Source organism: Denitromonas iodatirespirans, assembly GCF_018524365.1.
Taxonomy (GTDB): Bacteria; Pseudomonadota; Gammaproteobacteria; order Burkholderiales; family Rhodocyclaceae; genus Nitrogeniibacter; species Nitrogeniibacter iodatirespirans.
Map to the genome: position 1 here is coordinate 1 of NZ_JAEKFT010000014.1, position 26,692 is coordinate 26,692.

The 26,692-nt window shown below is 65.8% G+C and carries 27 protein-coding genes; 21 read left to right on the forward strand and 6 right to left on the reverse strand.

Translation table 11 applies throughout. The features are described from left to right. The first annotated feature begins 514 nt into the window (after positions 1–514). From I8J34_RS13095 to I8J34_RS13105, 3 genes are all read left to right on the forward strand, one after another. Positions 515–910: a tautomerase family protein gene (locus I8J34_RS13095; RefSeq protein WP_214361981.1), complete on the forward strand. Its 396-nt coding sequence runs from the start codon at positions 515–517 to the stop codon at positions 908–910. A gap of 104 nt (positions 911–1,014) precedes the next feature. Beyond that, positions 1,015–1,566, forward strand: coding sequence for a hypothetical protein (locus I8J34_RS13100; RefSeq protein WP_214361983.1), 552 nt, complete (start codon positions 1,015–1,017; stop codon positions 1,564–1,566). A 289-nt stretch (positions 1,567–1,855) separates the two neighbouring features. Further along, positions 1,856–4,393, forward strand: a complete 2,538-nt coding sequence (locus I8J34_RS13105) for an EAL domain-containing protein (protein WP_214361985.1) — start codon at positions 1,856–1,858, stop codon at positions 4,391–4,393. Between the two features lie 69 nt (positions 4,394–4,462). Here the strand turns inward: I8J34_RS13105 and lepB are convergent, their stop codons facing one another. After that, positions 4,463–5,383 carry a signal peptidase I gene (lepB, locus tag I8J34_RS13110; RefSeq protein ID WP_214361986.1) on the reverse strand — a complete coding sequence of 307 codons (921 nt, stop codon included), beginning with the start codon at positions 5,381–5,383 and terminating at the stop codon, positions 4,463–4,465. A 274-nt stretch (positions 5,384–5,657) separates the two neighbouring features. On the opposite strand from lepB, the gene I8J34_RS13115 reads away from it, so the two are divergent. Both I8J34_RS13115 and I8J34_RS13120 read left to right on the forward strand, forming a co-directional pair. Beyond that, a complete protein-coding gene (locus I8J34_RS13115; protein ID WP_230411825.1) occupies positions 5,658–6,725 on the forward strand; it encodes a methyl-accepting chemotaxis protein in 1,068 nt (355 codons plus the stop codon). A gap of 213 nt (positions 6,726–6,938) precedes the next feature. Next, positions 6,939–7,499: an NADPH-dependent FMN reductase gene (locus I8J34_RS13120; RefSeq protein WP_214361990.1), complete on the forward strand. Its 561-nt coding sequence runs from the start codon at positions 6,939–6,941 to the stop codon at positions 7,497–7,499. A gap of 33 nt (positions 7,500–7,532) precedes the next feature. Here the strand turns inward: I8J34_RS13120 and I8J34_RS13125 are convergent, their stop codons facing one another. The 3 genes from I8J34_RS13125 to I8J34_RS13135 all read right to left on the reverse strand — a co-directional run bounded on the left by I8J34_RS13125 (position 7,533) and on the right by I8J34_RS13135 (position 11,128). After that, a complete protein-coding gene (locus I8J34_RS13125) occupies positions 7,533–8,057 on the reverse strand; it encodes a hypothetical protein (RefSeq protein ID WP_214361991.1) in 525 nt (174 codons plus the stop codon). 210 nt (positions 8,058–8,267) lie between these two features. Further along, positions 8,268–10,073, reverse strand: a complete 1,806-nt coding sequence (locus I8J34_RS13130) for an SLC13 family permease (RefSeq protein WP_214361993.1) — start codon at positions 10,071–10,073, stop codon at positions 8,268–8,270. Between the two features lie 5 nt (positions 10,074–10,078). Continuing rightward, positions 10,079–11,128, reverse strand: coding sequence for an extracellular catalytic domain type 2 short-chain-length polyhydroxyalkanoate depolymerase (locus tag I8J34_RS13135; RefSeq protein WP_214361995.1), 1,050 nt, complete (start codon positions 11,126–11,128; stop codon positions 10,079–10,081). Positions 11,129–11,264: 136 nt separating this feature from the next. On the opposite strand from I8J34_RS13135, the gene tpx reads away from it, so the two are divergent. The 16 genes from tpx to I8J34_RS13215 all read left to right on the forward strand — a co-directional run bounded on the left by tpx (position 11,265) and on the right by I8J34_RS13215 (position 25,201). Then, positions 11,265–11,765 carry a thiol peroxidase gene (tpx, locus tag I8J34_RS13140; RefSeq protein ID WP_214361996.1) on the forward strand — a complete coding sequence of 167 codons (501 nt, stop codon included), beginning with the start codon at positions 11,265–11,267 and terminating at the stop codon, positions 11,763–11,765. Positions 11,766–11,855: 90 nt separating this feature from the next. Beyond that, positions 11,856–12,743, forward strand: a complete 888-nt coding sequence (locus I8J34_RS13145; RefSeq protein WP_214361998.1) for a DMT family transporter — start codon at positions 11,856–11,858, stop codon at positions 12,741–12,743. Between the two features lie 32 nt (positions 12,744–12,775). Beyond that, on the forward strand, positions 12,776–13,720 hold the full coding sequence (locus tag I8J34_RS13150) for a DUF481 domain-containing protein (protein WP_214362000.1): 945 nt from the start codon (positions 12,776–12,778) through the stop codon (positions 13,718–13,720). Between the two features lie 156 nt (positions 13,721–13,876). Continuing rightward, on the forward strand, positions 13,877–15,787 hold the full coding sequence (mnmG, locus tag I8J34_RS13155; RefSeq protein WP_214362002.1) for a tRNA uridine-5-carboxymethylaminomethyl(34) synthesis enzyme MnmG: 1,911 nt from the start codon (positions 13,877–13,879) through the stop codon (positions 15,785–15,787). Next, on the forward strand, positions 15,784–16,419 hold the full coding sequence (gene rsmG / locus I8J34_RS13160) for a 16S rRNA (guanine(527)-N(7))-methyltransferase RsmG (RefSeq protein ID WP_214362004.1): 636 nt from the start codon (positions 15,784–15,786) through the stop codon (positions 16,417–16,419). The genes mnmG and rsmG overlap by 4 nt, the downstream gene beginning before the upstream one ends. After that, the gene (locus I8J34_RS13165) at positions 16,419–17,189 is read left to right on the forward strand and encodes a ParA family protein (protein WP_214362006.1); all 771 of its coding nucleotides are present in this window, start codon (positions 16,419–16,421) and stop codon (positions 17,187–17,189) included. The genes rsmG and I8J34_RS13165 overlap by 1 nt, the downstream gene beginning before the upstream one ends. A gap of 22 nt (positions 17,190–17,211) precedes the next feature. After that, positions 17,212–18,060 (forward strand): ParB/RepB/Spo0J family partition protein, encoded by an 849-nt coding sequence (locus tag I8J34_RS13170; protein ID WP_214362013.1) that lies wholly within the window; start codon positions 17,212–17,214, stop codon positions 18,058–18,060. A 247-nt stretch (positions 18,061–18,307) separates the two neighbouring features. Beyond that, positions 18,308–18,649, forward strand: a complete 342-nt coding sequence (locus I8J34_RS13175; RefSeq protein WP_214362016.1) for an ATP synthase subunit I — start codon at positions 18,308–18,310, stop codon at positions 18,647–18,649. Positions 18,650–18,651: 2 nt separating this feature from the next. After that, positions 18,652–19,482: a F0F1 ATP synthase subunit A gene (gene atpB, locus I8J34_RS13180; RefSeq protein WP_214362018.1), complete on the forward strand. Its 831-nt coding sequence runs from the start codon at positions 18,652–18,654 to the stop codon at positions 19,480–19,482. Between the two features lie 63 nt (positions 19,483–19,545). Beyond that, the gene (gene atpE, locus I8J34_RS13185) at positions 19,546–19,794 is read left to right on the forward strand and encodes a F0F1 ATP synthase subunit C (protein ID WP_214362019.1); all 249 of its coding nucleotides are present in this window, start codon (positions 19,546–19,548) and stop codon (positions 19,792–19,794) included. 47 nt (positions 19,795–19,841) lie between these two features. Continuing rightward, the gene (locus I8J34_RS13190; protein ID WP_214362021.1) at positions 19,842–20,315 is read left to right on the forward strand and encodes a F0F1 ATP synthase subunit B; all 474 of its coding nucleotides are present in this window, start codon (positions 19,842–19,844) and stop codon (positions 20,313–20,315) included. Positions 20,316–20,318: 3 nt separating this feature from the next. Next, a complete protein-coding gene (locus tag I8J34_RS13195; protein ID WP_214362023.1) occupies positions 20,319–20,855 on the forward strand; it encodes a F0F1 ATP synthase subunit delta in 537 nt (178 codons plus the stop codon). A 10-nt stretch (positions 20,856–20,865) separates the two neighbouring features. Further along, positions 20,866–22,404: a F0F1 ATP synthase subunit alpha gene (atpA, locus tag I8J34_RS13200; RefSeq protein ID WP_214362025.1), complete on the forward strand. Its 1,539-nt coding sequence runs from the start codon at positions 20,866–20,868 to the stop codon at positions 22,402–22,404. 21 nt (positions 22,405–22,425) lie between these two features. Next, entirely contained in the window at positions 22,426–23,295 is an 870-nt protein-coding gene (gene atpG, locus I8J34_RS13205) for a F0F1 ATP synthase subunit gamma (RefSeq protein ID WP_214362027.1), read from the forward strand. Between the two features lie 25 nt (positions 23,296–23,320). Next, positions 23,321–24,721, forward strand: coding sequence for a F0F1 ATP synthase subunit beta (gene atpD / locus I8J34_RS13210; protein ID WP_214362028.1), 1,401 nt, complete (start codon positions 23,321–23,323; stop codon positions 24,719–24,721). A gap of 54 nt (positions 24,722–24,775) precedes the next feature. After that, positions 24,776–25,201 (forward strand): F0F1 ATP synthase subunit epsilon, encoded by a 426-nt coding sequence (locus I8J34_RS13215; protein ID WP_214362176.1) that lies wholly within the window; start codon positions 24,776–24,778, stop codon positions 25,199–25,201. A 69-nt stretch (positions 25,202–25,270) separates the two neighbouring features. Here I8J34_RS13215 and I8J34_RS13220 read toward each other — a convergent pair whose 3' ends face one another. Both I8J34_RS13220 and I8J34_RS13225 read right to left on the reverse strand, forming a co-directional pair. Next, complete coding sequence (locus I8J34_RS13220; RefSeq protein WP_214362029.1) at positions 25,271–25,858, reverse strand: ubiquinone biosynthesis accessory factor UbiJ; 588 nt, start codon at positions 25,856–25,858, stop codon at positions 25,271–25,273. Positions 25,859–25,860: 2 nt separating this feature from the next. Next, on the reverse strand, positions 25,861–26,688 hold the full coding sequence (locus tag I8J34_RS13225) for a Tim44 domain-containing protein (protein WP_214362030.1): 828 nt from the start codon (positions 26,686–26,688) through the stop codon (positions 25,861–25,863). Positions 26,689–26,692 lie beyond the last annotated feature (4 nt).

Consider the following 26,692-nt stretch of genomic DNA (forward strand, 5'->3'; position numbering starts at 1 on the left):
GGTCGCCTCGACACTCGGCAACCATGCGCACGGCGCGCTCGTGGACTTCGGGGGAGTACTTCACGGGTTTCTTCTTCATGGTGTTCATGGCTCTATCTTCTCAAGAGGGAGAGCCTCCACCAAACCCGGGGCGATTCAGTCTGCCGGGGTAGCGTCGGGCGCAGAAGCCACGGCTTGTCATCGCACCGAATTTCGTATCCAATCCTTTCGGAATGCAGCCGTCGCGCCAAATCGGGTCGCAAAGCGGAGGCTGTTCCGCATATCCATGCACTGCCTCGTGCGTCATACCACGGCGAACAAGCGGCGCTTTGGCGCGATGGCAGCGAAAGGGATGTTGTTGGCATTTAGTAGTGTACTCAGGGCGCCTGGGCGGTGTCGAAGGCATCCAGGAAGGTTGGAGGCAGAGTGTACGCCTGTCGTTAAAACGTTTCCGGCACCATTTGGTGTCGACTTATAGGCGTCACTCGCGTTGCGTCCGAGCCGATCCGCCGCACATCAACCCGTTCACATTGTCATGCCAAGTACACTTATCGAAGTCCGCCGTAGCTACTCGCCGGAGCAGGAAGTCGGCCTCATCGAAGCCGTTCAGGCTGCATTGGTCGAAGGCTTCAAGATTCCCCAAGACGACCGATGCATTCGGCTCGTCACATATGAGCCGCATCGATTCGTCGTGCCTCAGGACAAGAGCCAGCCTGAGCTCTACACCCTTGTCACGGTTAGTGCTTTCTCTGGCCGTTCACTTGAGGCGAAACGCAATCTCTATCGGGCGTTGGTTCTCCGCCTATCAGAGGTCGGAATTCCGAGTGATCACGTCAAGATCATGATCAATGAAGTACCCCGCGAGAACTGGGGCTTGGCTGGCGGGAAGCCTGGTTCGGAAATTGATCTCGATTACGAGGTTGAGGTCTGAAGTGCCGCCCAGCACCTCGGTCAACCGGGCAGACAACCATGCGCGCCACCGGACGCTGCGCGATAAAGCCGCGCAGGCCGACGAATTCAGACACTGGGCCGTACATGCATAAGCTCGACTGGCAGTCTGCGGAAGAGTGGCTGCCGCATTCCTATGCCCCACGCTTTATCACCGAAACCACATCGGCCGAAACATCACGGCTTGTCGCAGGGGTGCCCGACGGGGATTCTTCCGTATTGCTCAAGCTCGTCGAGTGTCTTACGCCGCCGTTCTTCGTTCTCTACGTCTTGCACACACCGCGGGGTGAAGGTGATCCCGGCCGTTATCAAAGCCCAGAGCTCGACCTTGACGCACTTCAATCGTTTGTCTCCCGGTTCGCCTCGTTCTTCGCTGGCGATGCGCGTTTCGATCTCTGGGTGCATTCGCCGAGAGCCAAAGGAACGATCGTCTGGGATCGTCATAACCTGATCTATGGCTACGGCCCGGTCGAGTGCTTCGGCCGTGCGCTTGATTCACTCGGCTTCTCCGAAGGCCGGCCGATCATTCCCAGCCCGCACTTGCATCACTACCGTAAAGAGTTTGACGAAGACGCCAAGACGCTCCTGTCCGCATTCTCGTGGCAGTGTTCTCCGCTTCGCCCGGAGGACGAACAGTGACCGCAAGGTCCGACTGATCCGTCGAGGAGGAAACCGGCAGGCTGCGCTTGCACCATCGCCGATGAACCCTGCGCATCCTCCCGACGCGCCTTGGCGCGCCGCATCGCCCATGCGGCAGGGGTGCGTTTCCCTTGCGCTCACCGATTGATCTATCCGGTAGCGGGACTTCCCCCGCGGTGCTATGGTGTCGCGCGCTCTGCACGAGGCCGATCCGGCCGCCAGGCGGGGCTTGGCGCTGCAGGCAGACGATGCTGCGGCAGGTATCCGCAACGATCGCGAACGCTCCGAGATGGATGACACAGTGGCTTACGCCGAACCCGCCGATGACGCCGTACTCGGCGCGCTGATCTCCACCGAGGTGAGGGTGGGGCAGATCGTCCGGGGCAGCATTCTCGAATGCGCGCCGGATCTTGCCCTCCACGAAGCGGCTCGGCGCATGAGTTTGGCGCGTGTCAGCTCGATTCTCGTGGTCGAGGGCGACATGCCCGTCGGCATCTGGACCGAACGCGATGCGCTGGCCATCGATTTCGACCGCCCCGACAGTTTCACCCGGCCGATCGGTGAGGTGATGAGCGCTCCGGTGGGTACGGTCACTCGCGACCTGAGCCTGCAGGAACTGGCGATCCGTTTTCGCGACGAACACATGCGCCACTATCTGGTGGTGGATGAGGACGGCCGCCGCTGCGGCATCGTCACCCAGACCGATGTGGTGCTGAACCAGGGCATCGAGCATTACCTGAAGCTGCGCAAGCTCGACTCCATCATCAAGGGCAGCCTGCAGCCCTTGCCCGAGGCGGCCCTGCTCGGCGAGGCCGTGCGGCAGATGTGCAGCACGGGGCGGGACGCGGTGGTGGTGGCCTACGACGACGGCGGCCACGGCATCCTCACCGAGCGCGACCTGACCCGCCTGGTCGCCGAGCGCGCCGCCAACCGTGCGGTGGGCGAGTTCGCCAGCCGCCCGCTGCTCACGGTGAGCGAGGACGCCAGCCTCTACCATGTGCGCTGCATGCTCACCGACCGCCGGGTGCGTCATGTGGGGGTGGTGCGTCGCGACGGCAGCCTGGCCGACCTGGTGAGCTTCGCCGACATCCTGTCGGGCATGGAGCTGGCCTATGTGCATGAGTTGCAGCACGCGCTGCGCGAGCGCGACCTGGCGCTCAATGCCTCGCAGCGCAACCTGCACCTGGCCGAGAAGGTCATCGAAAGCTCGCTCGAAGGCATCCTGATCACCGACGACAAGGTGCGCATCATCTCCGTGAATCCGGCCTTTACCCGGCTCACCGGCTACCAGGCGGAAGAGGTCGTCGGCCGCAATCCCTCGCTGCTCAACTCGGGCCGCCAGGGCCCCGACTTCTACCGCGAGATGTGGGTGAAGTTGTCGGCCGACGGCCACTGGCAGGGCGAGATCTGGAACCGCCGCAAGAGCGGCGAGCTCTACCCCGAGCTGCTCACCATCACCGCCATCAAGGACCGCGACGGCACGCTGACCAACTACGCGGCGGTGTTCAGCGACATCAGCCAGCTGAAGGAGAACGAGGCGCACATCCGCCACCTCGCCTACTTCGACCCGCTCACCGGTCTGCCCAACCGCCGCCTGCTCGAAGACCGCCTGCAGGTCGCGCTGGCCCACGCCCACCGCAACCGCAATCGCGCCGCGGTGCTGTTCATCGATCTGGACCGCTTCAAGCGCATCAACGACAGCCTCGGGCACGAGGTCGGCGACAAATTATTGATGGAGGTCGCCCGTCGGCTGTGCGCCTGCCTGCGCGAGGACGACACCGTGGCGCGCATGGGCGGCGACGAGTTCATCGTGGTGCTGAGCGATCTCACCGACCCGGACGACGCCGCACACACCGCCACCCGCATCATCGAATCGCTGCGCCGCCCGGTGCAGGTGGACGCACACGAGCTGACGGTGACCACCAGCGTCGGCATCAGCATCTTTCCGGACGACAGCCGCGACCCGGTGGCGCTGATCAAGAACGCCGACACCGCCATGTACCGCGCCAAGGACGAAGGGCGCAACGCCTTCCAGCTCTACCAGCCGGCCATGAATGCCCGTTCGCTGGAGCACCTGGCGCTCGAAAGCGCCCTGCACCGCGCCCTGGCGCGCGAGGAGCTGGTGCTGCATTTCCAGCCGCTGGTCGACATCGGCACGCAGCGTACGGTGGCCGCCGAAGCCCTGCTGCGCTGGCGCCACCCGGAATTGGGGCTGGTGCCGCCGGCGGATTTCATCCCGCTGGCCGAGGAAACCGGCCTGATCGTGCCGATCGGCGAATGGGTGCTGCGCGCCGCCTGCCTGCAGCATGCGCAATGGCGCGCGGCCGGTCATGGCGAGTTGCGCATGCTGGTGAACATCTCGGCGCGCCAGTTCCGCCACGAAGGCTTTACCGCCACGGTGGCCCGGGTCATCGCCGAGACCGGTATGCCCGCCGCACAGCTGACGCTGGAGCTCACCGAGACCATGCTGATGGACGGCAGCGAACACATCATCGGCGTGCTGGAAGGCTTGCGCGCGCTGGGCGTGCACCTGGCGCTGGACGACTTCGGCACCGGCTATTCCTCGCTCGCCTACCTCAAGCGCTTCCCGATCGACGAACTCAAGATCGACCGCCTGTTCATCCGCGATATCGACCGCAACGACAACGATGCGGCGATTGCCGAGGCGATCGTCAAGCTGGCCCACAGCCTCGGCCTGCGTGTGGTGGCCGAAGGCGTGGAGACCGCCGCGCAACTCGAAATCCTCGCCCGCCACGGGTGCGATCTGGCACAGGGCTTCCACTTCAGCAAACCGATCGAGGCCGGGCGGTTCGTATTGCCGGGCTGAGCGGGTGGGCCGCGGGGGCGTCTCCGCTGGGGGTTGAGGGCACGCGTCGGCGCCGACGTTCCGGCCGGCTTACGAGCGTGGCGGTAGCAAAAGCAGGACCTTGCCGACGACGCGCGGCGCCGGCACGAAGCCCCACACGCGGCTGTCGCTGCTGTTGTCGCGGTTGTCGCCCATCACGTAGTAGTGCCCCTCGGGTACCAGGCATTCGATGCCTTCGGGGTCGATGCGGCAGTTGTCGCGCAGCGGGAAATCCTGGATCACCTGGAAAAACGGCCGCTCGTCGCGCGCATACACTACCCGGTAGCGCTCGCCCGACAGCTGCTCCTCGAACTGGTGCATCGGCTCGCCGTCGGGCGGCATGAAATCCGCCACCGGCGAGCGCGTCACCGCCAGGCCGTTGATGCTCAACTGCCCCCGGCGATAGCGCACCGTGTCGCCCGGCAGACCCACCACGCGCTTCACATAGCGGATCAGCGGCTCGGGCGGATACTCGAACACGATCACATCGCCATGGCGGATCGGCGCCGACACCGGTCGCTGTGCCACATCGATGCCGAAGCTGCCGTAGTTGCCGTAGCCCCACTTGCCCACCACCAGTACCGACCCGGGCGCGATGCCCGGCAGCATCGAGGTGCTCGGCATCGAGAACGGTTCGACCACGAAGGCCCGCAACCCGAAGACCCCCAAGCCGACCGCGACCGCCGCGGCCAGTGCCCCGTACCAGCGGCTGTACCACGGCCGCGCCCGCCCCGCCGGCCAGCGCCCGGCCCGCCGCCAGGCCTGTATCGCTGCCGCGACCGACAGCACCAGGCTCACCGCGCCGACCACCACGACGCCCGCGCCCAGCGCGATCGACCCGGCCGCAATCACCAGCAGACACAGATACACCCCGGCCCAGCGCGCGCTGCCGGCATACAGCAAGCCCACCGGCGGTGCGACGAGGCCGAGCAGGGCGGCAAACCATTTGTTGGGGGGGCGGGAGCTCATCATGCGGGCCGGTATCGGGGAATGACGGGACGATATACGAAAACCGGGGCGGTGTTCACCGCCGCAGTGCGGGAGGCGGTCGGTGCAAGGCGTCGCCCGCCGGTTCGCCGGGGAGCCGAGAGTTCTGCCCGCCGAATCCGCCGTTTTTCCGATCCATCGACGGCGTTCCCTGCCGCCCGCCGCGATCGACGATCGGACTATCTGCTAGTGCCGATTCGTTATGGCTGTCCGATCCGCTTCGGCGGAGGATACCGTCGGATCCATCCGGAGAATGGCCATGTTCGGCAAGCTACAACCCTGGCAGGCGATCGCTGCGCATGCCCTCGCAATCGGTGCGCTGCTGGCGATGGCAGCCCTCGCGGCCACGACGACGGCGTGGATGATCGCCGCGCTGGCGGGCGTGTGCATTGTCCTCGGCCATGTCCTGCAAGCCGGTGCCGGCGGGGCGATTCGCCGGGACGATGCCGCGGCGCTGGCCATGGCCAAGGATGCGCTGCGCGACGGGCGGGACGCCCAGGCCCGCGCGGCCTTCGCGACGGTGTCCGGCGACAGCCCGCTGCAGCCGCTGGTTCAATGCCTCAATCGCCAAGGTACGGCGCTCGACGCGTCGGCGCGCGAACTGGACGCCACGCGCACCGCCCTGGCGGCCGCCCAGGCCACCGCCGATCGTCTCCAGGCGCGGCTCGATCAGCAGCAGCGGGCGATGGATGAGGCGGCCGATCAGGTCGCCGCCTTGCAGCGCTCCCTGCACGAAAGCATGAGCTTCACCCAACAGGCCGGCGTCATCGCCCGCGAGGCTGCCGGCAAGGTCGACCTCGTCGAGGCCGCGGTGGTGAACACGCACACCACCCTCGGCGAACTGGTGGCCTACACCGGGCAGCTCAACACCGTTTTCAGCGGGCTGACCGAGCAGTCGCAACAGATCGGCACGATCGTTACCAGCATCCAGGAGATCGCCAGCCAGACCAACCTGCTGGCGCTCAACGCCGCGATCGAGGCCGCCCGTGCCGGCGAGAGCGGGCGCGGCTTTGCGGTGGTGGCCGACGAGGTACGCAAGCTGGCCGAACGCGCCAGCGTGTCGAGCGAGGAGATCCGCCGAATCGCCGCCAATCTCGCCCACACCACGGGCGAAGCCTCTGCCGGGGTGAGCCAGGCGGACGGCAGCGTGCGCACCGGCAACGAACACATCGGCCAGGCGCTGGCGGCCATGCGCGACATCAAGGAAGGCCAGATCGTGCGTGCCGGCGTGGTCAAGAACGCGCGCAGCCGGATGGACGAGCAGGCGGCGCTGTCCGAAGCCCTGCAAGTCAGTCTGGGCCGGGCCCGCGACGACCGGGGGGGCTGAGCACCCCCGGGGGCTGCGCCAGACGCGTCCCCGGCAAACCTGCATCTGAATGCCGGCGTCGGCCGATTCGATCGCCCCAACCGCTGCGACGGGCGTCGCCCGTCTGCGTCCGACATCCCTGCGGAAGTCCCGGCGCAGGCAAGGCGACCGCGCAGGGCCTACAATCCAAGACTCCCCACCACGGGCCGTGACCAAAGCGCACGCAGGGAATCCATGAACGTCCTGGCCATCTCCGGCAGCCTTCGTGCTGCGTCGATCAACACCGCGCTGTTGCGCGCGGCAAAGCGCCTGGCGCCGCCCGAGGTCGCGGTCGTGCTGTGCCCGGTGGTCGGCGAATTGCCGCTGTTCAATCCGGATCTGGAGCGCCAACTGCCGTCGAGCGTCGTGCAGCTTCAGGCGCAGGTCGCCTCGGCGGACGCGCTCTTGATCGCCAGCCCGGAGTACGCCCATGGCGTCACGGGCACGATCAAGAACCTGCTGGACTGGCTTGTCAGCTTCGAGCCGTTCGTGGACAAACCGGTTGCCGTGCTCAATGTCTCGCCGCGCGCGCACCATGCCGACTCGGCGCTCCGCGAAACGCTCAAGACCATGTCCGCGGTCATCGTCGAGTCCGCGTCGGTGACGATTCCCTTGCTCGGCGCGGGCCTCACCGAAGACGGCATGGTGGACTACCCGCCGGTTGCCCGGGCGATTCGCGAATCACTCGCCGCCCTGTACAAGGTCGCGGCATTGGGGCTGCCGGAGCAAGGGCCGTCGTTCCCGCTCGTGCGGTGAGAGGCGCCGCCGGGGCGCCGGTGCGGGCTCGGGTTACAGCGAGCGCATCACCTCGCCGCCGGCCTCCTTGAGGGCGGAGCGGATGGAACTGGCCTGTTCCTCGTTGGTGGGGTGGGTCACCACCGTCCATTGGTCGGACTTGGCCGCTTCGGCCACTTTGGCCGTCACCACATCATGGTCGGGCCGCATGCCCAACAGGCCCGCCAGCAGAAGGCCGGCGAAGGCACCGAACAGCCCGCCGGCGACGACGGTCATGACCGGGGTGGAGGCGAATGCCGGCGCCCCGGACGCGTACAGCGCAAAGCCGACGAGCAGGCCCAACATCAGCCCCCCCACGCCGAGTTTGAGGTGCGCGCCTTTCATGGTCCGGAAGATGCCGCGCTGCTCCGGTTCGATTTTCCGGGCGAGTTCCGGGTCGTTTGGCTGAACCACGCTGACCTGCCACGGTTCGAGGCGCTTGCGCAGATCCTCCGCAATGCGCCCGGCGCGGTTGGCGCTGTCGAATACGGCCACGATCAGGGTCTTGGAGCGTTCGCCCATCAGGTTCATCGTACTCATGCTTGCCTCCTTCGAGCGTCGATGCGGGCGGGGCACACACGGTAACCCCCTGCCGCACAACGACTTCCTGGTGCATGTACAAAGTCCGAAAGCCGGGGCGGGGCGAAGTTCATGCTGATTCGTTTCTGGATGCAAGCCGTGCTGGGCGAGCCGGTGAGCTGAGCGGGCCAGGCCGATGCGCCCCCCCGGTCGCGCTTGATCTGCCGTGGCCTACAACGGCCACACCCACAGCAGCATCGGCACGCTGATGGTGACCACCAGCACCTCCATCGGCAGGCCGAGGCGCCAGTAGTCGCCGAAGTGGAAGCCGCCCGGGCCGAGGATGAGGGTGTTGTTCTGGTGGCCGATGGGTGTCAGAAAGGCGCAGGAGCCGCCGATGGCGACCGCCATCAGGAAGGCGTCGGGGGCGGCGCCGAGCTGGCCGGCGATGCTGATGGCGATGGGGCACATGACGGCCGCGGTGGCGGCGTTGTTCATGAAGTCCGACAGCGTCATGGTGACGATGAGAATCAAGGCCAGGGCGACCACCGGATGGCCTTGGGCGATGCCGCCGAGCAGGGCCTGGGCGAGGGCGTCGGCGGCGCCGGTGCTGGCCATGGCGCCGGCCACCGGGATGAGCGCGGCGAGCAGCACCACCACCGGCCAGTCGACCGCGTCGAAGAGTTTGTCGGGCGTGACGATGCGCAGCAGCACGAAAGCCAGCACCGCGCAGGCGAAGGCGATGGCGGTGGGCAGCAGGCCGAAGGCGGCGGCGGCGATGGCCAGCGCCATGATGCCGACGGCCGTGGTGGCCTGGCCGCGGTTGGGGATGGCGATGTCGCGCGGGGCCAGCGGCACGCCGCCGAAGCTGCTGGCGAAGGCGCCGAGCGCTTCGGGCGTGCCTTGCATCAGCAGCACGTCGCCGGCGCGGATCGCGGTCGAGCGCAGGCGCTTGATGCTTTGCCGGCCCTGGCGCGAGATGGCCAGCAGATTGAGGCCGAAGCGGGTGCCGATGTGGATGTTGCCGATGCTGCGCCCGATCAGCGAGGAGGTGGGCATGACGACCAGCTCCTGCAGCTGGGTTTCGTCGGCATCGTTGGACTTCTTCTCGTCGTCGTCCTTGCGTCGCTTGGGTTCGTCCTCATCCTTCTCCGGCGCTTGCAGGCTCAGGCCGAGCTCGGACAGCGCCGTGGTGAGCGACTCGGGATCGGCCTCGATGACCAGGATGTCGCCCTCGCGCAGCAGGCGCCAGGGGTTGGGGGCGGTGACCCGAAACGCATTGCGCACCATGCCGACCACCTGGGCGTCGGCCGCCTCGAGCGCGCGTTCGATCTCGTGCAGATGCTTGCCCACGGCCTTGCCGTCGGCGGTGACCCAGGCTTCGGTCAGGTAGTTGCCGGTGTCGAAGCTGGCGGCGCCGCGGGTGTCGCGGTGCGGCACGATGCGCCAGCCGAGTACGGCGAGGAAGAGCACGCCGCCCAGCGCCACGGCCAGGCCCACCGGGGTGAAATCGAACATGCCGAAGCTGCCCGCGCCGGTGCCGTGGCGGAAGCTGGAGACGATCAGGTTGGGGGGTGTGCCGATCAGCGTCGTCATGCCGCCGAGCAGGGTGCCGAAGGCCAGCGGCATGAGCACTTTGCCGGGCGGCAGCTCGTGGCGGCTGGCGGTCTGCACCGCCACCGGGATCAGCAGCGCCATGGCGCCGACGTTGTTCATGAAGGCCGACAGCACCGCGCCGACGCCGATCAGCACCGCGATGCCGAGCGTGGGGCCGGCCTCCGGGGCGAGCAGGCGCTGGGCCAGGGCATTGACCGCGCCGGTGTTCTGCAGGCCGCGGCTGAGCACCAGCACCGCCGCGACGGTGATCACCGCCGGATGGCCGAAGCCGGCAAAGGCCTCGACCGAGGGCACCAGCCCGGCCAGCACGCAGGCCAGCAGGCTGGCCAGCGCCACCACGTCATGCCGCCAGCGGCCCCACAGGAACAGGCCGATGGTGGTGGCGAGAATGGCGAAGAGGATGAGCTGGTCGGTCTGCATGCGTGTCAGGGCCGGCCGCTCGCGGGGGCGGCGAGGCGGTCGAGCATGGCCTTGACGGCGAGGATCTGCGGGCCCTTGCGGGTGGCGTAGTCGACCGACTCATAGCCCCACCAGTCCCAGCAGGCGCGGGGATTGAACACCCAGCGCGGCCAGAGGCCCGACCGTGCCCAGCCATAGCGCGGCGTGGTCTGCGGGTAGAGCACCACGAGGCGGTTGGCCTCGGCCCAGCGGTTGTAGCCGGCACCGGTGACGAAGCGCTCGCCGATCTGGTCGGCGCTCTGGCGGCAGCCATGGAAGGCCACATGCACGCGGCAGCCGCCGGCCCGGCAGCCGGTGGGGATGTACACATAGGCCGTGGCGCCGAGGCCGGCGCTGTCGGCGGCTTCGGCAAACGGGTGCTGGTCGAAGGCCAGCAACTGGCCGGCGGCCCGGGGGGCCTTGGGCTGGAGCGGTCCGAGCAGATGGGCGAGGAGCTGGCCGGCGGCGTCGACCCCCTCGCAGCGGTTGATGTAGGGCGGCTCGGTGCTGGCGCAGGCATTGGCCTGCGGGTCGTCGAGCGAGAGCATGGCGTGGCCGGCGTCGGGCACCGTTACGTAAGCGAGCTGGTCGGCGGCGAGCCAGTGCCGGTAGAAGGCGTCGAGGGCGTCGACCACCGACCGGTCGACGGTGCGGTCCTGCCCGCCGGCGAGCAGCCACACGCGGTCGCCGACCAGGCCGGCGGGTGGGTCGATGCGGCCGGCGGCGGCGTCTTCGTCGATCCGGGCCAGGCTGACGGCGGTGCTCGGCACCGGATGACCGGCGTCGGGCGCCATGCAGTTGGACTGAGCCTGCCAGACGCTGCCTTCGGCGCACTCGTAGGGCCCGCCGGCCAGCACGCCGGCGCCATCGACGAGGGTCGAGTGGGCGACATGGAACTGCACAGCCATGAAGCCGCCCGAGGAGACGCCCGAGACCGTGACATGCCCGGCCTGGACGCCGAGCGCCGGCAAGGGCGGCGCCGCGTGTGCCGCGACAGACAGCACGACGGCGAACAGCGGCAGGGCATGAAAACGCATGGGCGGGTCCGCAGGCGGTGACAGGGGCATGATCCGGTGTCCGAGGTGTCCAAGGCAAGCCGGCTGTGCCACACTGACACAGGCGACTTCGCGACACAGCGGGGCGCACACCCCCGACTTCAACAGGAGAATTTTCATGACGACGGTAACACTGCGCGGCAATCCCGTGGAGGTGGTCGGCCGCCTGCCGCAGGCCGGCGACACGGCGCCCGCCTTCAAGCTCACCGGTCCCGATCTGGCCGATGTCGGCCTCGATGCCTATGCCGGCAAGCGCAAGGTGCTGAATATCGTGCCCAGCCTCGATACCCCCACCTGCGCCACCTCGACCCGCAAGTTCAACGCCGAGGCCTCGGGCCTCGACAACACCGTGGTGCTGGTGATTTCGGCCGACCTGCCCTTCGCCGCCAAGCGCTTCTGCGAGACCGAGGGTCTGAAGAACGTGGTGACTTTGTCCAACTTCCGCAACCCGGCCTTCGCCAAGGACTGGGGCGTGGCCCTGGCCTCTGGCCCGCTCGCCGGCCTCACCGCCCGCGCGGTGGTGGTGCTCGATGCGGCCGACAAGGTGGTGCATGCCGAACTGGTGGGCGAGATCGGCAACGAGCCCGACTACGCCGCCGCCCTGGCCGCACTCAAATAGACGCCCGACCGGCAAAGCACACGGCGGACTGCGGTCCGCCGTTTTTCATGGATTCTGGAGCCTGACCTTGACGATTTCCCGGGGGGCGCGATGATCCCCGCCCGCAATCTGCTCGCGCTGGCGGTGTTGACCCTCATGTGGGGGATCAACTGGCCGGTGATGAAAATCTCGCTGCGCGAGCTGTCGCCGCTGTATTTCCGTGCCCTGACGATGAGCGGTGGCCTGTTGCTGCTGATCAGCTGGTATCGTTCGCGCGGCGCGAGTTTGCGCCTGCCGCCCACGGCCCTGCCGCAGGTCGTGATGCTGGCCGTGCCGAACATCCTGGGCTGGCATGCCTTGTCGATCTTCGGGGTGCAGGCGCTGGCCTCGGGGCGGGCGGCGATCGTCGGTTTCACCATGCCGATCTGGGTGGTGATCATCGGCGTGCTGTTCTTCCGCGAGAAGATGACACCGCGCCTGTGGCTGGCCACGGCCTGTTCGGCAGGGGCGGTGGTGTTGCTGTTGTGGCATGAGCTGGCCGTGCTGTCGGGGCGGCCGGTGGGCTTGGCGTGGATGCTCTCGGCGGCCTTTAGCTGGGCGCTCGGAACCTTGTTGCTCAAGCGCGTGTCTGTGCCGCTGTCCACCGAGGCGCTGACGGTGTGGATGATCGGCCTGACCGTGCCGCTGGTGTGGCTGCTGGCGGTGACGCTGGAGCCGGTGCCGGTGTTCGATTTCAGCCCGACCATGTGGGCGGCGCTGGCCTATGGCGTTGCGATCAACTACGGCATCGCGCAGATCCTGTGGTTTTCGATCGCCCGCGATGTGCCGCCGGTGGCCAGCGGCTTGTCGATCATGTTCATCCCGGTGATCGGCTTGAGTTCGGCGATGGTGCTGACCGGCGAGCAGCCGTTTGTTGAAGATTATTTTGCCGCGGCGCTGATCGTCGTGGCCTTGGCAGCGACCCTGCTGGCGGGGCGCCGCCGGGCTGCCCGACAGTGACCGATCGGCGTGTTTGCGTGAAAGGACGAAGGATGGGGCGGACGTGGCGCTCGGGGCTCGCGCTGGCGGGTCTGATGCTGGCCGGCCAGGCGTGGGCGGCGGTGGTGACGGTGACGCTGGACAACGGCGATCGGCTGCGCGGCGAAGTGGTGGCCGAGACCCCGGCCGAGCTGCGCCTACGCCATCCGGTGCTGGGCGACGTGGTGGTGGCACGCGACAAGATCCGCCAGCTGGAAGCCGGCGACACGGTGGCACCGGCGCGACCGCGCCCGACCATCGCCAGCGTGCCGGACAACGGCCTGCTCGGCTCGGGCTGGCTCACCGATTGGCGGCGGCGCATGGAAGTGGGGGTGAGCGGCGCGTCCGGCAAGTCGGAGAGCCAGCGCGTCAATCTCGGTTTCATGGCCGATTTCGAAGACACCGAAGAGCGCTGGAGCCACCGCACACGCTTCTACCGCCGGCAGTCCGACGGCGAGGTCAGCGCGCAGAGCCTGTCGGTGTCGCTCAACCGCGACGGGCTGGAACCCGGCTCGCCGCGCTTCACCTTTGCCGGCGGCCAGTTCGTGCGCGACGACTACAGCGACTGGGGCAACCGCCTGGCGGTGAATACCGGCGTCGGCTACCAGTTCGTGTCCACCGAGCGCTGGCGCTTGCTGGGGCGCAGCGGTATCGGCGTGAGCCAGACCTGGGGCGGCGACGAGGGCCGCCATGTGGCGCCGGAGCTGCTGTTCGGCGTGGACATGAACTGGCGCATGACGCGCCAGCACACGCTGACCTTCAGCAACGCCTATCACCCGAACATCCGCGACCGCGGCACCTTCCGCAACATCACCTCGATGGACTGGGTGATCGACCTCGACAAGAGCCTGGGCGCCGGTCTGCAGTTCGGCGTGACCAACGAATACGATTCGGCGCGCGAGCCGGGCATGGGCCGCAACGACTTCAACTACACCAGCGCGCTGGTCTGGCGCCTGTAGCGCGGTGCCGCCCGAGTGCGGCCGATTGCCCTGTGTAACACGCTGTTTTAACGGCGTAAGTCCGTGAAACATTCGCCCCGCGCTCTGGCCTTGTGCAGCGCAAGCGGTTAGAATCACCGCCTTGCCTTTTTGCCGTAGTCACGCGCAGGACGCGCCATGCTGTATCCCGATCGATTCGATGTCATTGTTGTCGGCGGCGGCCACGCCGGCACCGAAGCCGCCCTCGCCGCCGCGCGCATGGGCGTGCGCACGCTGCTGCTCACCCACAACATCGAGACCCTCGGTCAGATGAGCTGCAACCCGTCCATCGGCGGTATCGGCAAGGGCCATCTGGTCAAGGAAGTCGACGCGCTGGGCGGCACCATGGCCGCGGCCACCGACGAGGCGGGCATCCAGTTCCGCATCCTCAACGCCTCCAAAGGCCCGGCAGTGCGCGCCACGCGCGCCCAGGCCGATCGCGTGCTGTACAAGGCGGCGATCCGAAAGCGCCTGGAGAACCAGCCGAACCTCACGCTGTTCCAGCAGGCGGTGGACGACATCACCGTCGAGGGCGAGCGGGTCACCGGGGTGATCACCCAACTGGGCATCCGCTTCGAGGCGCCGGCCGTGGTGCTGACCGCCGGCACCTTCCTCAACGGCCTGATCCATGTCGGCCTGGCCAACCATGCCGGCGGCCGGGCTGGCGATCCGCCTTCGGTCTCGCTCGGCCAGCGCCTCAAGGAACTCAAGCTGCCGCAAGGCCGGCTCAAGACCGGCACGCCGCCGCGCATCGACGGGCGCACCGTCGATTTCTCGGTGATGACGGTGCAGCCGGGCGACGATCCGGTGCCGGTGTTCAGCTTCCTCGGTTCGGTGGCCCAGCACCCGGCGCAACTGCCGTGCTGGATCACCCACACCAACGAGCGCACCCACGAGATCATCCGCAACAATCTGGATCGCTCTCCGATGTATTCCGGCGTGATCGAGGGCGTCGGCCCGCGCTATTGCCCGTCGATCGAAGACAAGATCCACCGCTTCGCCGACAAGGCCAGCCATAACGTCTTCCTGGAGCCCGAGGGGCTGGAGACCCACGAGCTGTATCCGAACGGCATTTCCACCTCGCTGCCCTTCGACGTGCAGCTGCAGGTGGTGCGCAGCATCGCCGGCATGGAAAACGCGCACATCCTGCGCCCTGGCTACGCCATCGAGTACGACTACTTCGACCCGCGCAACCTCAAGCGCAGCCTGGAGACCAAGAGCTTTCACGGCCTCTACTTCGCCGGCCAGATCAATGGCACCACCGGCTACGAAGAGGCCGCCGCGCAAGGCCTGCTGGCCGGCGCCAACGCGGCGCTGCAGGTGCAGGGGCGCGAGCCCTGGTGCCCGCGCCGCGACGAGGCCTACCTGGGGGTGTTGGTCGACGACCTGATCACCCGCGGCGTGGCCGAGCCCTACCGCATGTTCACTTCGCGCGCCGAGTACCGCCTCTCCTTGCGCGAGGACAACGCCGATCTGCGCCTGACCGAGCAGGGCCGCGCGCTGGGGCTGGTGGACGATGCGCGCTGGGCGGTTTTTTGCGCCAAGCGCGAGGCCATCGAGCGCGAAACCGCGCGTCTCAAGGCGACCTGGGCACATCCGCAGCGCATCCCGGCGGAGGCGGCCGAGCGGGTGGTGGGCAAGGCGCTGGAGCGCGAATACACCTTCTTCGACCTGCTGCGCCGCCCCGGCGTGCGCTACGCCGCGCTGATGAGCCTGCCGACCGCGCCCGAGGCGCCGGAAACCGACGCCCAGGTGGTCGAGCAACTCGAGATCGCGGCCCAGTACCAGGGCTATATCGATCGCCAGCTGGACGAGGTGGCGCGCACCGCCCAGGCCGAGGCCACGCCGCTGCCGCTGACCCTCGACTACAGCCAGGTGCGCGGCCTGTCCAAGGAAGTGCAGCAGAAACTCACCGAACACCGCCCCGAGACGCTGGGCCAGGCCGGGCGCATCCAGGGCGTGACACCGGCGGCCATCTCGCTGCTGCTGGTGTACCTCAAACGCAAACAAGGGGCCGCAGCCCTGGACGGGGATCAGAAAAGCGCATGAGCGACAGGGCTTCACTGGAACGCGGCCTGGCCGCGATGGGCATCGACCTGCCCGAATCCGCCCATGACAAGCTGGTGGCCTATGCGGCACTGCTGGCCAAGTGGAACAAGGTCTACAACCTGACGGCGATCCGCGATCCAGGCCAGATGATGAGCCATCACCTGTTCGACGCGCTGTCGGTGTTGCCGCATCTGGCGGGCGTGACGCAGTTGGCCGATGTCGGCTCCGGCGGCGGGCTGCCCGGCATTCCGCTGGCCATCGCCCGGCCGGACATGAGCGTGACCTCGATCGAGACGGTCAACAAGAAGGCCACCTTCCAGCAGCAGGCCAAGATCGAACTCAAGCTGGCCAATTTCGAGCCCGTCTGCGCGCGGGTCGAGGAAGTGCGTTGCGAGAGCGGTTTCGACGGCATCATCTCGCGGGCGTTTTCCGAACTGGCCGATTTCATCCGGCTCACCGCCCACCTGCTGGCACCGGGCGGACGCTTCTATGCCATGAAAGGCGTGTACCCTCACGAGGAAATCGAGCGGTTGCCCGACGGCTTCGTGGTGGTCGAGGCGATCGAACTCGTCGTGCCGGCGCTGGACGCCCATCGCCACCTGATCATCATCGAACGGAGCGCAGACGCCTGATGGCCCGAATCTTCTGTGTGGCAAACCAGAAAGGCGGCGTGGGCAAGACCACCACCTGCGTGAATCTGGCCGCCGCGCTGGTGGCGCGCAAGCAGCGGGTGCTGCTGGTGGATCTCGATCCGCAAGGCAACGCGACCGGCGGCAGCGGCATCGACAAGCGCACGCAGACCCGTTCGGTGTATCACCTGCTGGTCGGTTTGGCCGACCTGCACGCGGTGCGGGTGAGTTCGCCCAGCGGCAAGTACGACGTGCTGCCGGCTAACCGCGATCTGGCCGGCGCCGAAGTGGAGATGGTGGGTCTCGAAGGTCGCGAGCACCGGCTCAAGACCGCGCTGGCGAGCGTTGCCGACGAGTATGACTTCGTGCTCATCGACTGCCCGCCCTCGCTCTCGCTGCTGACCCTCAACGGGCTGTGCGCGGCACATGGCGTGATCATCCCGATGCAGTGCGAGTACTACGCGCTCGAGGGCCTGTCGGACCTGGTCAACACCATCAAGAAGGTGCACGCCAACCTCAATCGCGACCTGAAGATCATCGGCCTGCTGCGGGTCATGTTCGATCCGCGCATGACGCTGCAGCAGCAGGTGTCGGCGCAGCTCGAATCGCATTTCGGCGACAAGGTGTTCAAGGCCGTGGTGCCGCGCAACGTGCGCCTGGCCGAAGCGCCCAGCCATGGCATGCCGGGCGTGGTGTACGACCCCGGCGCAAAGGGCGCGCTGGCCTACCTGGCCTTCGCCAAGGAAATGATCAAACGGGTGCAGACCCTCTAACCTTTCGGACACGAGATCGACTATGGCGCCACCGAAACTCAAAGGCCTGGGCCGCGGCCTGGATGCCCTCCTCGCCGCGAATGCCGACGAGAGCGAAAAGGGCGAGTTGCAGATGCTGTCGGTGGCCGCCTTGCAGCCCGGCAAGTACCAGCCGCGTACGCGCATGGACCCGGGCTCGCTCGAAGAGCTGGCCGCCTCCATCAAGGCACAGGGGGTGATGCAGCCGATCCTGGTGCGGCCGATCGCGCCCGAGCGCTACGAGATCATCGCCGGCGAGCGGCGCTGGCGCGCCTCGCAGATCGCCGGCCTCGATGCCGCGCCCTGCCTGGTGCGCGAGATCCCCGACGAGGCCGCGCTGGCCATGTCGCTGATCGAAAACATCCAGCGCGAAAACCTCAATCCGCTCGAAGAAGCCGCCGGCATCCAGCGACTGATCGACGAGTTTGAGATGACGCACCAGCAGGCCGCCGACGCCGTCGGCCGCTCCCGCCCCGCCGCCACCAACCTGTTGCGCCTGCTGCAGCTGGCCTCGCCGGTGCAGGAGTTGCTGATGGCCGGCGACATCGACATGGGCCATGCGCGCGCCTTGCTGCCGCTCGACCCGGCCGGGCAGATCCAGTTCGCCAACCGGGCCGCCGGCCGTGGCCTGTCGGTGCGCGAGGTCGAGCGACTGGTGCATCACGAACTCAAGCCGCGCAGCCTGCGCGCCAAGGCCGCGCCCGACCGGGATCTGCAGCGCCTGGAAGAAGAGCTGTCCGACGCGCTCGGGGCGACGGTGAAGGTCAAGGCCAATCGCAAGGGGGCCGGGACGCTGAGCATCGGCTTCGGCAGCCTCGATCAGCTCGACGGTTTGCTCGGCAAGCTCCGTTGAGGGGCATTTTTCGATTCGACGCACCGAAATGAGGCGCGGCGTTTCGGTGGCGGTGCTGCAAAGCAACAAACCTTATTTCGCGGGGATTCCGGCAATTTCGCGTGAAGCAGGGGCGACGTCTGACGATTTTTGCATGCCTTGTTGCGGTGCAGAATCGGTTTGACTTTGCTGTGGTAAACCCCTAGTATTGCCGGGATTTTTTGAGCGATCGGTCGGCATCTTCGCCGATCGCGGTGTAAGGATAGGGATGTTCAAGGCTGTCGGTTTTCAGCTTGTCGCGACACTGCTTGCCGCGGCGCTGGCCGCAGCGCTGTTCGGGCCGAAAGGGGCTTTGTCAGCCGCCGTTGGCGGTTTGGCATGCGTGGTGCCGAACGCGGTCTTTGCCTTGAAACTAGCAGCCACCAGTCGGCGGCAGCCCGAGTCTTACCCTGCTGCATTTTTCGTCGGCGAGTTCATTAAAGTCGCCGCGATTGTGGGATTACTGGCGTTGGCTGCCACCTTGATCGAAGGCCTCCACTGGGGGGCGCTTCTGATCGGCATGGTGCTGGCGCTCAAAGCGAATTTGTTTGCATTCTGGGTGAAGAACTAACCATGTCGTCTACTGCAGGGCACGCTCCCACCGCTTCCGAGTACATCGTCCATCACCTGACGCAGCTGAACACGTCGGGTCATGCACAAGAAAACGTCATCGACTGGTCGATCCTCAATATCGACACGCTGTTTTATTCAGTCCTGATCGGTGCCATTTCCCTTTACTTCCTCTGGCGTGCCGCCAGCAAGGCGACCTCCGGTGTGCCGGGCCGCTTCCAGGCGGCGGTCGAGCTGCTGGTCGAAATGGTGGCCGACCAGGCCAAAGGCATCGTCCATTCCGCCGAATCCCGCAAATACGTTGCCCCGCTGGCGCTGACCGTGTTCGTCTGGATCTTCCTGATGAACGCCATGGACTTGCTGCCGGTCGATCTGTTGCCGCGCATCGGCGAGATGTTCGGCATCCCCTACATGCGCGTGGTGGCCACGGCCGACCTGAACGGCGCGCTCGGCATGTCGATCGGCGTGTTGCTGGTGTGCCTGTACTACAACGTCAAGATCAAGGGCGTGAGCGGCTGGGTGCATGAACTCTTCACCGCGCCCTTCGGCAGCCATCCCCTGCTCTACCCGGTGAACTTCCTCATGCAGATGATCGAGTTCCTGGCCAAGACCGTCTCGCATGGCATGCGACTGTTCGGCAACATGTATGCTGGCGAACTGGTGTTCATGCTGATCGCCTTGCTCGGCGGTACGGCCACGGTGATGGGCTTTGTCGGTCATGTCATCGCCGGTTCGATCTGGGCGATCTTCCACATCCTGATCATCACCCTGCAGGCCTTCATCTTCATGATGCTGGCGCTGGTGTACATCGGGCAGGCTCACGAGAGCCACTAATTACAAGTTTCTTTTTAACCCCGGGTTTCAACAGAAAACCGTTTTTTCTTTGAAGGAGTTGTCATGGAACACGTTCTGGGCTTTGTTGCGCTGGCCGCTGGTCTGATCATTGGTCTGGGTGCGATCGGTGCATGTATCGGTATCGGCATCATGGGTAGCAAGTACCTCGAAGCTTCGGCCCGTCAGCCCGAGCTGATGAACGCCCTGCAAACCAAGATGTTCCTGCTGGCCGGTCTGATCGACGCCGCGTTCCTGATCGGTGTCGGTATTGCCATGATGTTCGCGTTCGCCAACCCGTTCCAGCTCGCCTGATCTCCGGGTCGTTTGTTTTTCCCAACGAACCATAAGGACATCGCAACGTGAATCTGAACGCTACCCTGATCGCTCAGCTCGTGGTGTTCTTCATTCTGGTCGCCTTCACGATGAAATTCGTGTGGCCGCCCATTGTGAAGGCGCTCGACGAACGGGCACAGAAGGTCGCGGACGGGCTGGCGGCTGCGGACAAAGCGAAGGCCGATCTGGCCCACGCCGAGAAGAAGGTTGTCGAGGAAATGCGCAAGGCCCGCGAATCCGCTGGCGATGTGCGCACCTCCGCTGAAAAGCAGGCTGCCGCTCTGATCGACGAGGCCCGTGCCGAAGCTGGCCGCATCATCGCCGCCGCGCGTGAAGCTGCAGAAGGCGAAGCCGCCACTGCCGCCCAACGCGCCAAGGAAGCCCTGCGCGATCAAATTGCCATCCTGGCCCTCTCCGGCGCGGAAAAAATCCTGCGCAAGGAAGTGGATGCCAAGGCTCACGCCGAACTGCTGGCAAACCTGAAACAGGAACTGCAATAAGTCATGGCCGAGAACGTCACCATCGCGCGCCCCTACGCCGAAGCCGCATTCAAGCTGGCACAAGGGGCTGGTGCGCTGGGGCCCTGGTCGGAAGCTCTGGATCGGTTGGCCTTTGCCGCCACCGATTCGCAGATGAAAGCATGCATCAACGATCCCAAGCTCAGCGCTGACAAGCTCGCCGAGCTGTTCATCGGGACCGTCGGTGGTTCTTTCGACGACGCACAGAAGAACTTCGTGCGCGTGTTGATCGAAAATGAACGTCTGCAGGTGCTTCCCGAGATCCGTGACCTGTTCGTTGAACGTAAGAACGAACACGAAGGCGTGCTGGATGCGGACATCGTCTCCGCCTTCCCGCTCGACGACGCAGCGCTGAAGACGCTGACCGAACAGCTTGAAGCCCGTTTCAAGGCCAAGCTGAACGTGTCGGTGTCGGTGGATCCCGACCTGATCGGTGGGGTCACTATCACCATTGGCGATGACGTTATCGATGCCTCGGTCCGCGGCAAGCTCGCGAACATGGCCGCTGCGCTTAAGAATTAGGAGCATTGGAATGCAACTTAACCCCTCTGAAATCAGTGATCTGATTAAGAGCCGGATTCAGGACCTGCAGCTTGCCGCCACGTCGCGCAACGAAGGTACCGTCGTTTCCGTTACGGACGGTATTTGTCGTATTCACGGTCTTGCCGACGTGATGCAAGGCGAAATGCTGGAGTTCCCCGGCAATACCTTTGGTTTGGCGCTCAACCTCGAGCGTGATTCGGTCGGCGCGGTGGTGCTCGGTGAGTACGAGCACATCATCGAAGGCGACACCGTCAAGGCCACCGGCCGCATTCTCGAAGTGCCCGTCGGCCCTGAGCTGATCGGTCGCGTCGTCAATGCGCTGGGTCAGCCGATCGACGGCAAGGGCCCGATCAACGCCAAGCTGACCGACAAGATCGAAAAGGTCGCCCCGGGCGTGATCGATCGTCAGTCCGTCTCGCAGCCGGTGCAGACCGGTCTGAAGTCGGTCGACTCGATGGTGCCGGTCGGCCGTGGCCAGCGCGAGCTGATCATCGGCGACCGCCAGACGGGCAAGACCGCCGTCGCCGTCGATGCGATCATCAACCAGAAAGGCCAGAACATGTTCTGCGTCTATGTTGCGATCGGTCAGAAAGCCTCGACCGTGGCCAACGTGGTGCGCAAACTGGAAGAGAACGGCGCGATGGAATACACCGTCGTCGTTGCCGCCACCGCTTCCGAATCGGCCGCCATGCAGTACCTGTCGGCCTACTCCGGCTGCACCATGGGCGAGTATTTCCGCGATCGTGGCCAGGACGCGCTGATCGTCTATGATGATCTGACCAAGCAAGCCTGGGCCTATCGCCAGGTTTCGCTGCTGCTGCGCCGTCCGCCGGGCCGTGAAGCCTACCCGGGTGACGTGTTCTACCTGCACTCCCGTCTGCTTGAGCGCGCCGCGCGTGTGAACGCCGACTACGTCGAGAAGTTCACCAACGGTGAAGTCAAGGGCAAGACCGGTTCGCTGACCGCCCTGCCGGTGATCGAAACCCAAGCCGGTGACGTGTCCGCTTTCGTGCCGACCAACGTGATCTCGATTACCGACGGCCAGATCTTCCTGGAAACCGACCTGTTCAACGCCGGTATCCGTCCCGCCATCAACGCCGGTATCTCGGTGTCGCGGGTCGGTGGCGCTGCCCAGACCAAGGTCATCAAGAAGCTCGGCGGCGGTGTGCGTCTGGCACTGGCCCAGTACCGCGAACTGGCGGCGTTTGCGCAGTTTGCTTCCGACCTCGACGAAGCGACCCGCAAGCAGCTGGAGCGTGGCCGTCTGGTGACCGAGCTGATGAAGCAGCCGCAATACGCCCCGTTGTCGGTGGCCGACATGGCGGTGACGCTGTTCGCCTCGAACAACGGCTACTTCGACGACGTCGAAGTGTCCCGCGTGCTGGCCTGCGAATCGGCGCTGCATCAGTTCATCAAGACCAAGTACTCGGCTTTGATCGAAAAGATCGCCACCACCCAGAATCTCGACGGTGACGACGAGAAGACCCTGGTGGCTGCGATCGAAGAGTTCAAGAAGAGCTGGGCTTAACGCAGCGTACGGAGACGGAATATGGCAAGCGGTAAGGAAATCCGTACGAAGATCAAGAGTGTTCAGAACACTCGAAAGATCACGAAGGCCATGGAAATGGTGGCCGCATCGAAAATGCGCAAAGCGCAGGAACGCATGCGTGCCGCCCGTCCGTACGCCGAGAAGATCCGCCGACTCGCCGCGAACCTGTCTCAGGCGAACATCACCGAGTATCAGCACCCGTTCCTGGTCAAGAAAGATGACGTCAAGCGTGTCGGCGTCATCGTCGTGACCACGGACAAGGGCCTCTGCGGCGGCTTGAACACCAACATCCTGCGCCAGACCATGGCCGAGATGAAGCAGTGGCAAGCCCAGGGTGTGACCGATATTCGGGCCACCTGCATCGGCAACAAGGGTTACGGCTTCATGCAGCGTGTGGGCGTCAAGGTGGCCTCGCACGCGATCCAGCTCGGTGATACCCCGCACCTCGAAAAGCTGATCGGCCCGGTCAAGGTCATGCTGGACGCGTTCCAGAATGGCGAGCTTGACGTGGTCTACATCGCCTACACCCGCTTCGTGAACACGATGAAGCAGGAAGGGCAGGTCGAGCAGCTGTTGCCGCTGACCGGTGACCGTCTGGGTGCGCCTGAAGGGTCGTGGGACTACTTGTACGAGCCCGATCCCCAGGTGGTCATCGATGAAATGCTGGTGCGTTACGTCGAGGCCCTGGTGTATCAGGCTGTGGCCGAGAACATGGCGTCCGAACAGAGCGCGCGGATGGTCGCAATGAAAGCGGCTTCCGACAACGCGAAGAACGTGATCGGCGAGTTGCAACTGGTCTACAACAAGACCCGTCAGGCAGCCATCACGAAAGAGCTCTCGGAAATCGTCGCCGGCGCCGCTGCGGTCTAACGGATTATTGATTTAAGGAAAAACGATGAGTACTGGTACGATCGTTCAGTGCATCGGTGCGGTGGTGGACATCCAGTTCCCGCGCGACGCGATGCCCAAGGTTTACGACGCCCTGAAGCTTGAGGACACGGCCGGCTCCTTCGCCGAAGCCGGGCTGACCTTCGAGGTTCAGCAGCTGCTGGGTGACGGTGTGGCACGTACGATTGCCATGGGATCTTCCGACGGCTTGCGTCGCGGCATGAAAGTTCAGGGCACCGGCCAGGGCATTTCCGTGCCGGTCGGCCACGGCACCCTGGGTCGCATCATGGACGTGCTCGGTCGCCCGATCGACGAAGCCGGCCCGATCGAGTCCGACGAGCTGCGCCCGATTCACCAGAAAGCGCCGAAGTTCGACGAACTGTCGCCCTCGGTCGAGCTGCTCGAGACCGGCATCAAGGTGATCGATCTGATCTGCCCGTTCGCCAAGGGCGGTAAGGTCGGCCTGTTCGGTGGCGCCGGTGTGGGCAAGACCGTGAACATGATGGAGCTGATCAACAACATCGCCAAGCAGCACTCGGGCTTGTCGGTGTTCGCCGGCGTGGGCGAGCGGACCCGTGAAGGGAACGACTTCTACCACGAGATGAAAGACTCCAACGTGCTCGACAAGGTCGCGATGGTGTTCGGTCAGATGAACGAGCCCCCGGGCAACCGTCTGCGCGTGGCGCTGACCGGTCTGACCATGGCCGAGCGTTTCCGTGACGACGGCCGCGACATCCTGTTCTTCGTCGACAACATCTACCGCTACACCCTGGCCGGTACCGAAGTGTCCGCGCTGCTGGGCCGGATGCCGTCCGCGGTGGGTTACCAGCCGACGCTGGCCGAAGAAATGGGTCGTCTGCAAGAGCGGATCACCTCGACCAAGGTGGGTTCCATCACCTCGATCCAGGCCGTGTATGTGCCTGCCGATGACTTGACCGACCCGTCGCCGGCAACCACCTTCTTGCACCTCGACTCCACCGTCGTGCTGTCGCGTGACATCGCCTCCCTGGGTATCTACCCGGCGGTCGATCCGCTCGACTCCACCAGCCGCCAGCTCGATCCGCTGGTCGTTGGCGAAGAGCACTACAACGTGGCGCGTCAAGTCCAGCAGACCCTGCAGAAGTACAAGGAACTGCGCGACATCATCGCGATTCTGGGCATGGACGAACTGTCGCCGGAAGACAAGCTGGCCGTGACCCGCGCCCGGAAAATCCAGCGCTTCCTGTCGCAGCCCTTCCACGTGGCCGAAGTGTTTACCGGTTCGCCGGGCAAGTACGTGCCGCTCAAGGACACGATCAAGGGCTTCAAGATGATCGTCAGCGGCGAGTGCGATCAGCTGCCGGAGCAGGCCTTCTATATGGTTGGTGGCATCGAAGAGGCCATCGAGAAGGCCAAGACCCTCCAGTAAGCATGCCCCATGCCCCGCCCCCTTGCGGGCGGGGCAGAATCGGAGGATAAAGCTATGGCTATGACCGTACATGTAGATATCGTCAGCGCAGAAGAGGAAATCTTTTCCGGCTTGGCGGAGTTTGTCGCCCTGCCGGGTGAGGCGGGTGAGCTCGGCATTCTGCCCGGCCACATGCCGCTGATGACCCGGATCAAACCGGGTGCGGTTCGCGTCAAGGTGCAGAACCGGGCCGAGGAAGAGCTGGTGTTCGTGGCGGGCGGCTTGCTGGAAGTTCAGCCGGGTCGTGTCACGGTGCTGGCGGATACCGCCATTCGCGGCAAGGATCTCGACGAAGCGAAAGCCCTCGAGGCGAAGCGTCGTGCCGAGGAAGCCTTGCAGAACCAGAATGCGGAAATCGACTACGCCGCGGCGCAAGCCGAACTGGCCGAAGCGATTGCCCAGTTGGCAGCGATCAAGAAGCTGCGCAACCCGCGTCACTGAACGTCTGGCACGGTCCCAAAGAAAAAGCAGCCTTCGGGCTGCTTTTTCTTTGGGTGCTCGGTGACGGTCTCAGTCGTTGCCGGGTGTTGCCGTGCCCAGGCGCTTGATGCGCTTGTCGAGGCGGCTCATGGTGTCGCGCAGCTGGCGCAGGTGTTCGGCGTGTGCGGCCAGTTCCTTGCGCGGGATCAGCAGACGTCCTTCGTGCGTCAGATATTCGCCCGCATTGGCCGCCAGGCGGGCGCCGGTTTCAGGGACGGCGCGGGCGAGGTGGGCGGCGGCAAGATGCGCGCGTCGCCCGATCACCGGCCCGAGCAGGCGGGCGAAGTCCGCTTCGCTGTCCCAGCGCAGATGGCGGAAGACGAAGCTGAGCGTGTCGGCCAGATCGGCTTGGCCGCTGATTTTCACCTGCGACATGGCGGCGTCGACACCGTCGGGGAGTTTGGCCAAGGCTGCCGGATCGAGCACGATGGCGACCGACGGGGCGGTGTCCGGCGCAGGCGCACAGAAGTAGCCGTCGGCGGCGATGCCGAGGCGCAGCACGCGCCCGCCGACGGTGAGATCGGCGGCCGCACCCGCGTGCTCGCGCAGGCGGACGCGCGCCCAGTCGGCCTGTGCGAGGAGGTGATTGAGGGTGGCCGTGGCCGCCGACGACAGCATGCTCAGTGGGCTTGCTGGATACCCGAGACCAGCCAGCCGCCGTCACCGCTGACCGGCTTGGTGAGGTGCCAGATTTCGTCGAAGGGTTGCGGCTCGCTGCCGCGCTCTTCGCGGATCAGCCCATGGAAGCGCACGCTGACGATATAGCGCTCGCCCTCGCGCACCACTTCGACGATGTCGCCGGTCAGGTCGATCACATCGGTCTGCTGTCCGGTATCGGCGCGTTCGTCGAGTTGCATTTTGACCTCGGCGAAGACGTCCGGGGTGGTGAAGGCGCGGATGTCGTCCAGATTGCCGGCGTCGTAGGCGGCCTGCATGCGGATGAAGTTGATCTTGGCCTGGCGCACGAACCCGGCTTGGTCGAAGTCGGCGAACTCGGCGTTGGCCACCGGCGCGCCGGCAGCGCTGCCGGCGGACATCGGCTGCGGTTCATGCGTCGGCGTCGGGCCGGCGTACTGCATGCGGTGTGGCGCCTGGCTTTGCGAGGCGCGCGAAAAGCGGCGGAAGAGTGCGAAGGCGGCAAATGCGAGCAGGGCGATGAGCAGCAGGCTGCCCAGCTCCTCGCCCAGGCCGAGATGGGAAAAGAGTGCGGCCAGACCCAGGCCGGCGGCGAGGCCGGCGATGGGGCCGAGCCAGCTGTTGCGCTTGGGTGCCGTGTTCGGCCCGGCCGCGGCTTTGGGCGCTGCGGTGGGGGCTTTGGGGGCGACGGTCGGCGCACTGCGCTGCATGCCGAAAGATTTGCTGCCGCCGAAGCGCTTGGCTTCAGCGTCACCTGCGGATAGGCCCAGCGTCATGGCGCAGGCAAGCAAAGCAACAATACTGCGAATCATGGGT

Coding starts and splice junctions, on each gene's coding strand:
- mnmG (WP_214362002.1), top strand. CDS start 13,877: ATGCTGTATCCCGATCGATTCGATGTCATTGTTGTCGGCGGCGGCCAC.
- I8J34_RS13150 (WP_214362000.1), top strand. CDS start 12,776: ATGGGGCGGACGTGGCGCTCGGGGCTCGCGCTGGCGGGTCTGATGCTG.
- I8J34_RS13105 (WP_214361985.1), top strand. CDS start 1,856: ATGGATGACACAGTGGCTTACGCCGAACCCGCCGATGACGCCGTACTC.
- I8J34_RS13215 (WP_214362176.1), top strand. CDS start 24,776: ATGGCTATGACCGTACATGTAGATATCGTCAGCGCAGAAGAGGAAATC.
- I8J34_RS13165 (WP_214362006.1), top strand. CDS start 16,419: ATGGCCCGAATCTTCTGTGTGGCAAACCAGAAAGGCGGCGTGGGCAAG.
- rsmG (WP_214362004.1), top strand. CDS start 15,784: ATGAGCGACAGGGCTTCACTGGAACGCGGCCTGGCCGCGATGGGCATC.
- I8J34_RS13225 (WP_214362030.1), bottom strand. CDS start 26,688: ATGATTCGCAGTATTGTTGCTTTGCTTGCCTGCGCCATGACGCTGGGC.
- atpB (WP_214362018.1), top strand. CDS start 18,652: ATGTCGTCTACTGCAGGGCACGCTCCCACCGCTTCCGAGTACATCGTC.
- I8J34_RS13175 (WP_214362016.1), top strand. CDS start 18,308: ATGTTCAAGGCTGTCGGTTTTCAGCTTGTCGCGACACTGCTTGCCGCG.
- lepB (WP_214361986.1), bottom strand. CDS start 5,383: ATGATGAGCTCCCGCCCCCCCAACAAATGGTTTGCCGCCCTGCTCGGC.
- atpD (WP_214362028.1), top strand. CDS start 23,321: ATGAGTACTGGTACGATCGTTCAGTGCATCGGTGCGGTGGTGGACATC.
- atpE (WP_214362019.1), top strand. CDS start 19,546: ATGGAACACGTTCTGGGCTTTGTTGCGCTGGCCGCTGGTCTGATCATT.
- I8J34_RS13195 (WP_214362023.1), top strand. CDS start 20,319: ATGGCCGAGAACGTCACCATCGCGCGCCCCTACGCCGAAGCCGCATTC.
- I8J34_RS13130 (WP_214361993.1), bottom strand. CDS start 10,073: ATGCAGACCGACCAGCTCATCCTCTTCGCCATTCTCGCCACCACCATC.
- I8J34_RS13120 (WP_214361990.1), top strand. CDS start 6,939: ATGAACGTCCTGGCCATCTCCGGCAGCCTTCGTGCTGCGTCGATCAAC.
- I8J34_RS13170 (WP_214362013.1), top strand. CDS start 17,212: ATGGCGCCACCGAAACTCAAAGGCCTGGGCCGCGGCCTGGATGCCCTC.
- I8J34_RS13135 (WP_214361995.1), bottom strand. CDS start 11,128: ATGCGTTTTCATGCCCTGCCGCTGTTCGCCGTCGTGCTGTCTGTCGCG.
- atpG (WP_214362027.1), top strand. CDS start 22,426: ATGGCAAGCGGTAAGGAAATCCGTACGAAGATCAAGAGTGTTCAGAAC.
- tpx (WP_214361996.1), top strand. CDS start 11,265: ATGACGACGGTAACACTGCGCGGCAATCCCGTGGAGGTGGTCGGCCGC.
- I8J34_RS13115 (WP_230411825.1), top strand. CDS start 5,658: ATGTTCGGCAAGCTACAACCCTGGCAGGCGATCGCTGCGCATGCCCTC.
- I8J34_RS13100 (WP_214361983.1), top strand. CDS start 1,015: ATGCATAAGCTCGACTGGCAGTCTGCGGAAGAGTGGCTGCCGCATTCC.
- I8J34_RS13145 (WP_214361998.1), top strand. CDS start 11,856: ATGATCCCCGCCCGCAATCTGCTCGCGCTGGCGGTGTTGACCCTCATG.
- I8J34_RS13125 (WP_214361991.1), bottom strand. CDS start 8,057: ATGAGTACGATGAACCTGATGGGCGAACGCTCCAAGACCCTGATCGTG.
- atpA (WP_214362025.1), top strand. CDS start 20,866: ATGCAACTTAACCCCTCTGAAATCAGTGATCTGATTAAGAGCCGGATT.
- I8J34_RS13095 (WP_214361981.1), top strand. CDS start 515: ATGCCAAGTACACTTATCGAAGTCCGCCGTAGCTACTCGCCGGAGCAG.
- I8J34_RS13220 (WP_214362029.1), bottom strand. CDS start 25,858: ATGCTGTCGTCGGCGGCCACGGCCACCCTCAATCACCTCCTCGCACAG.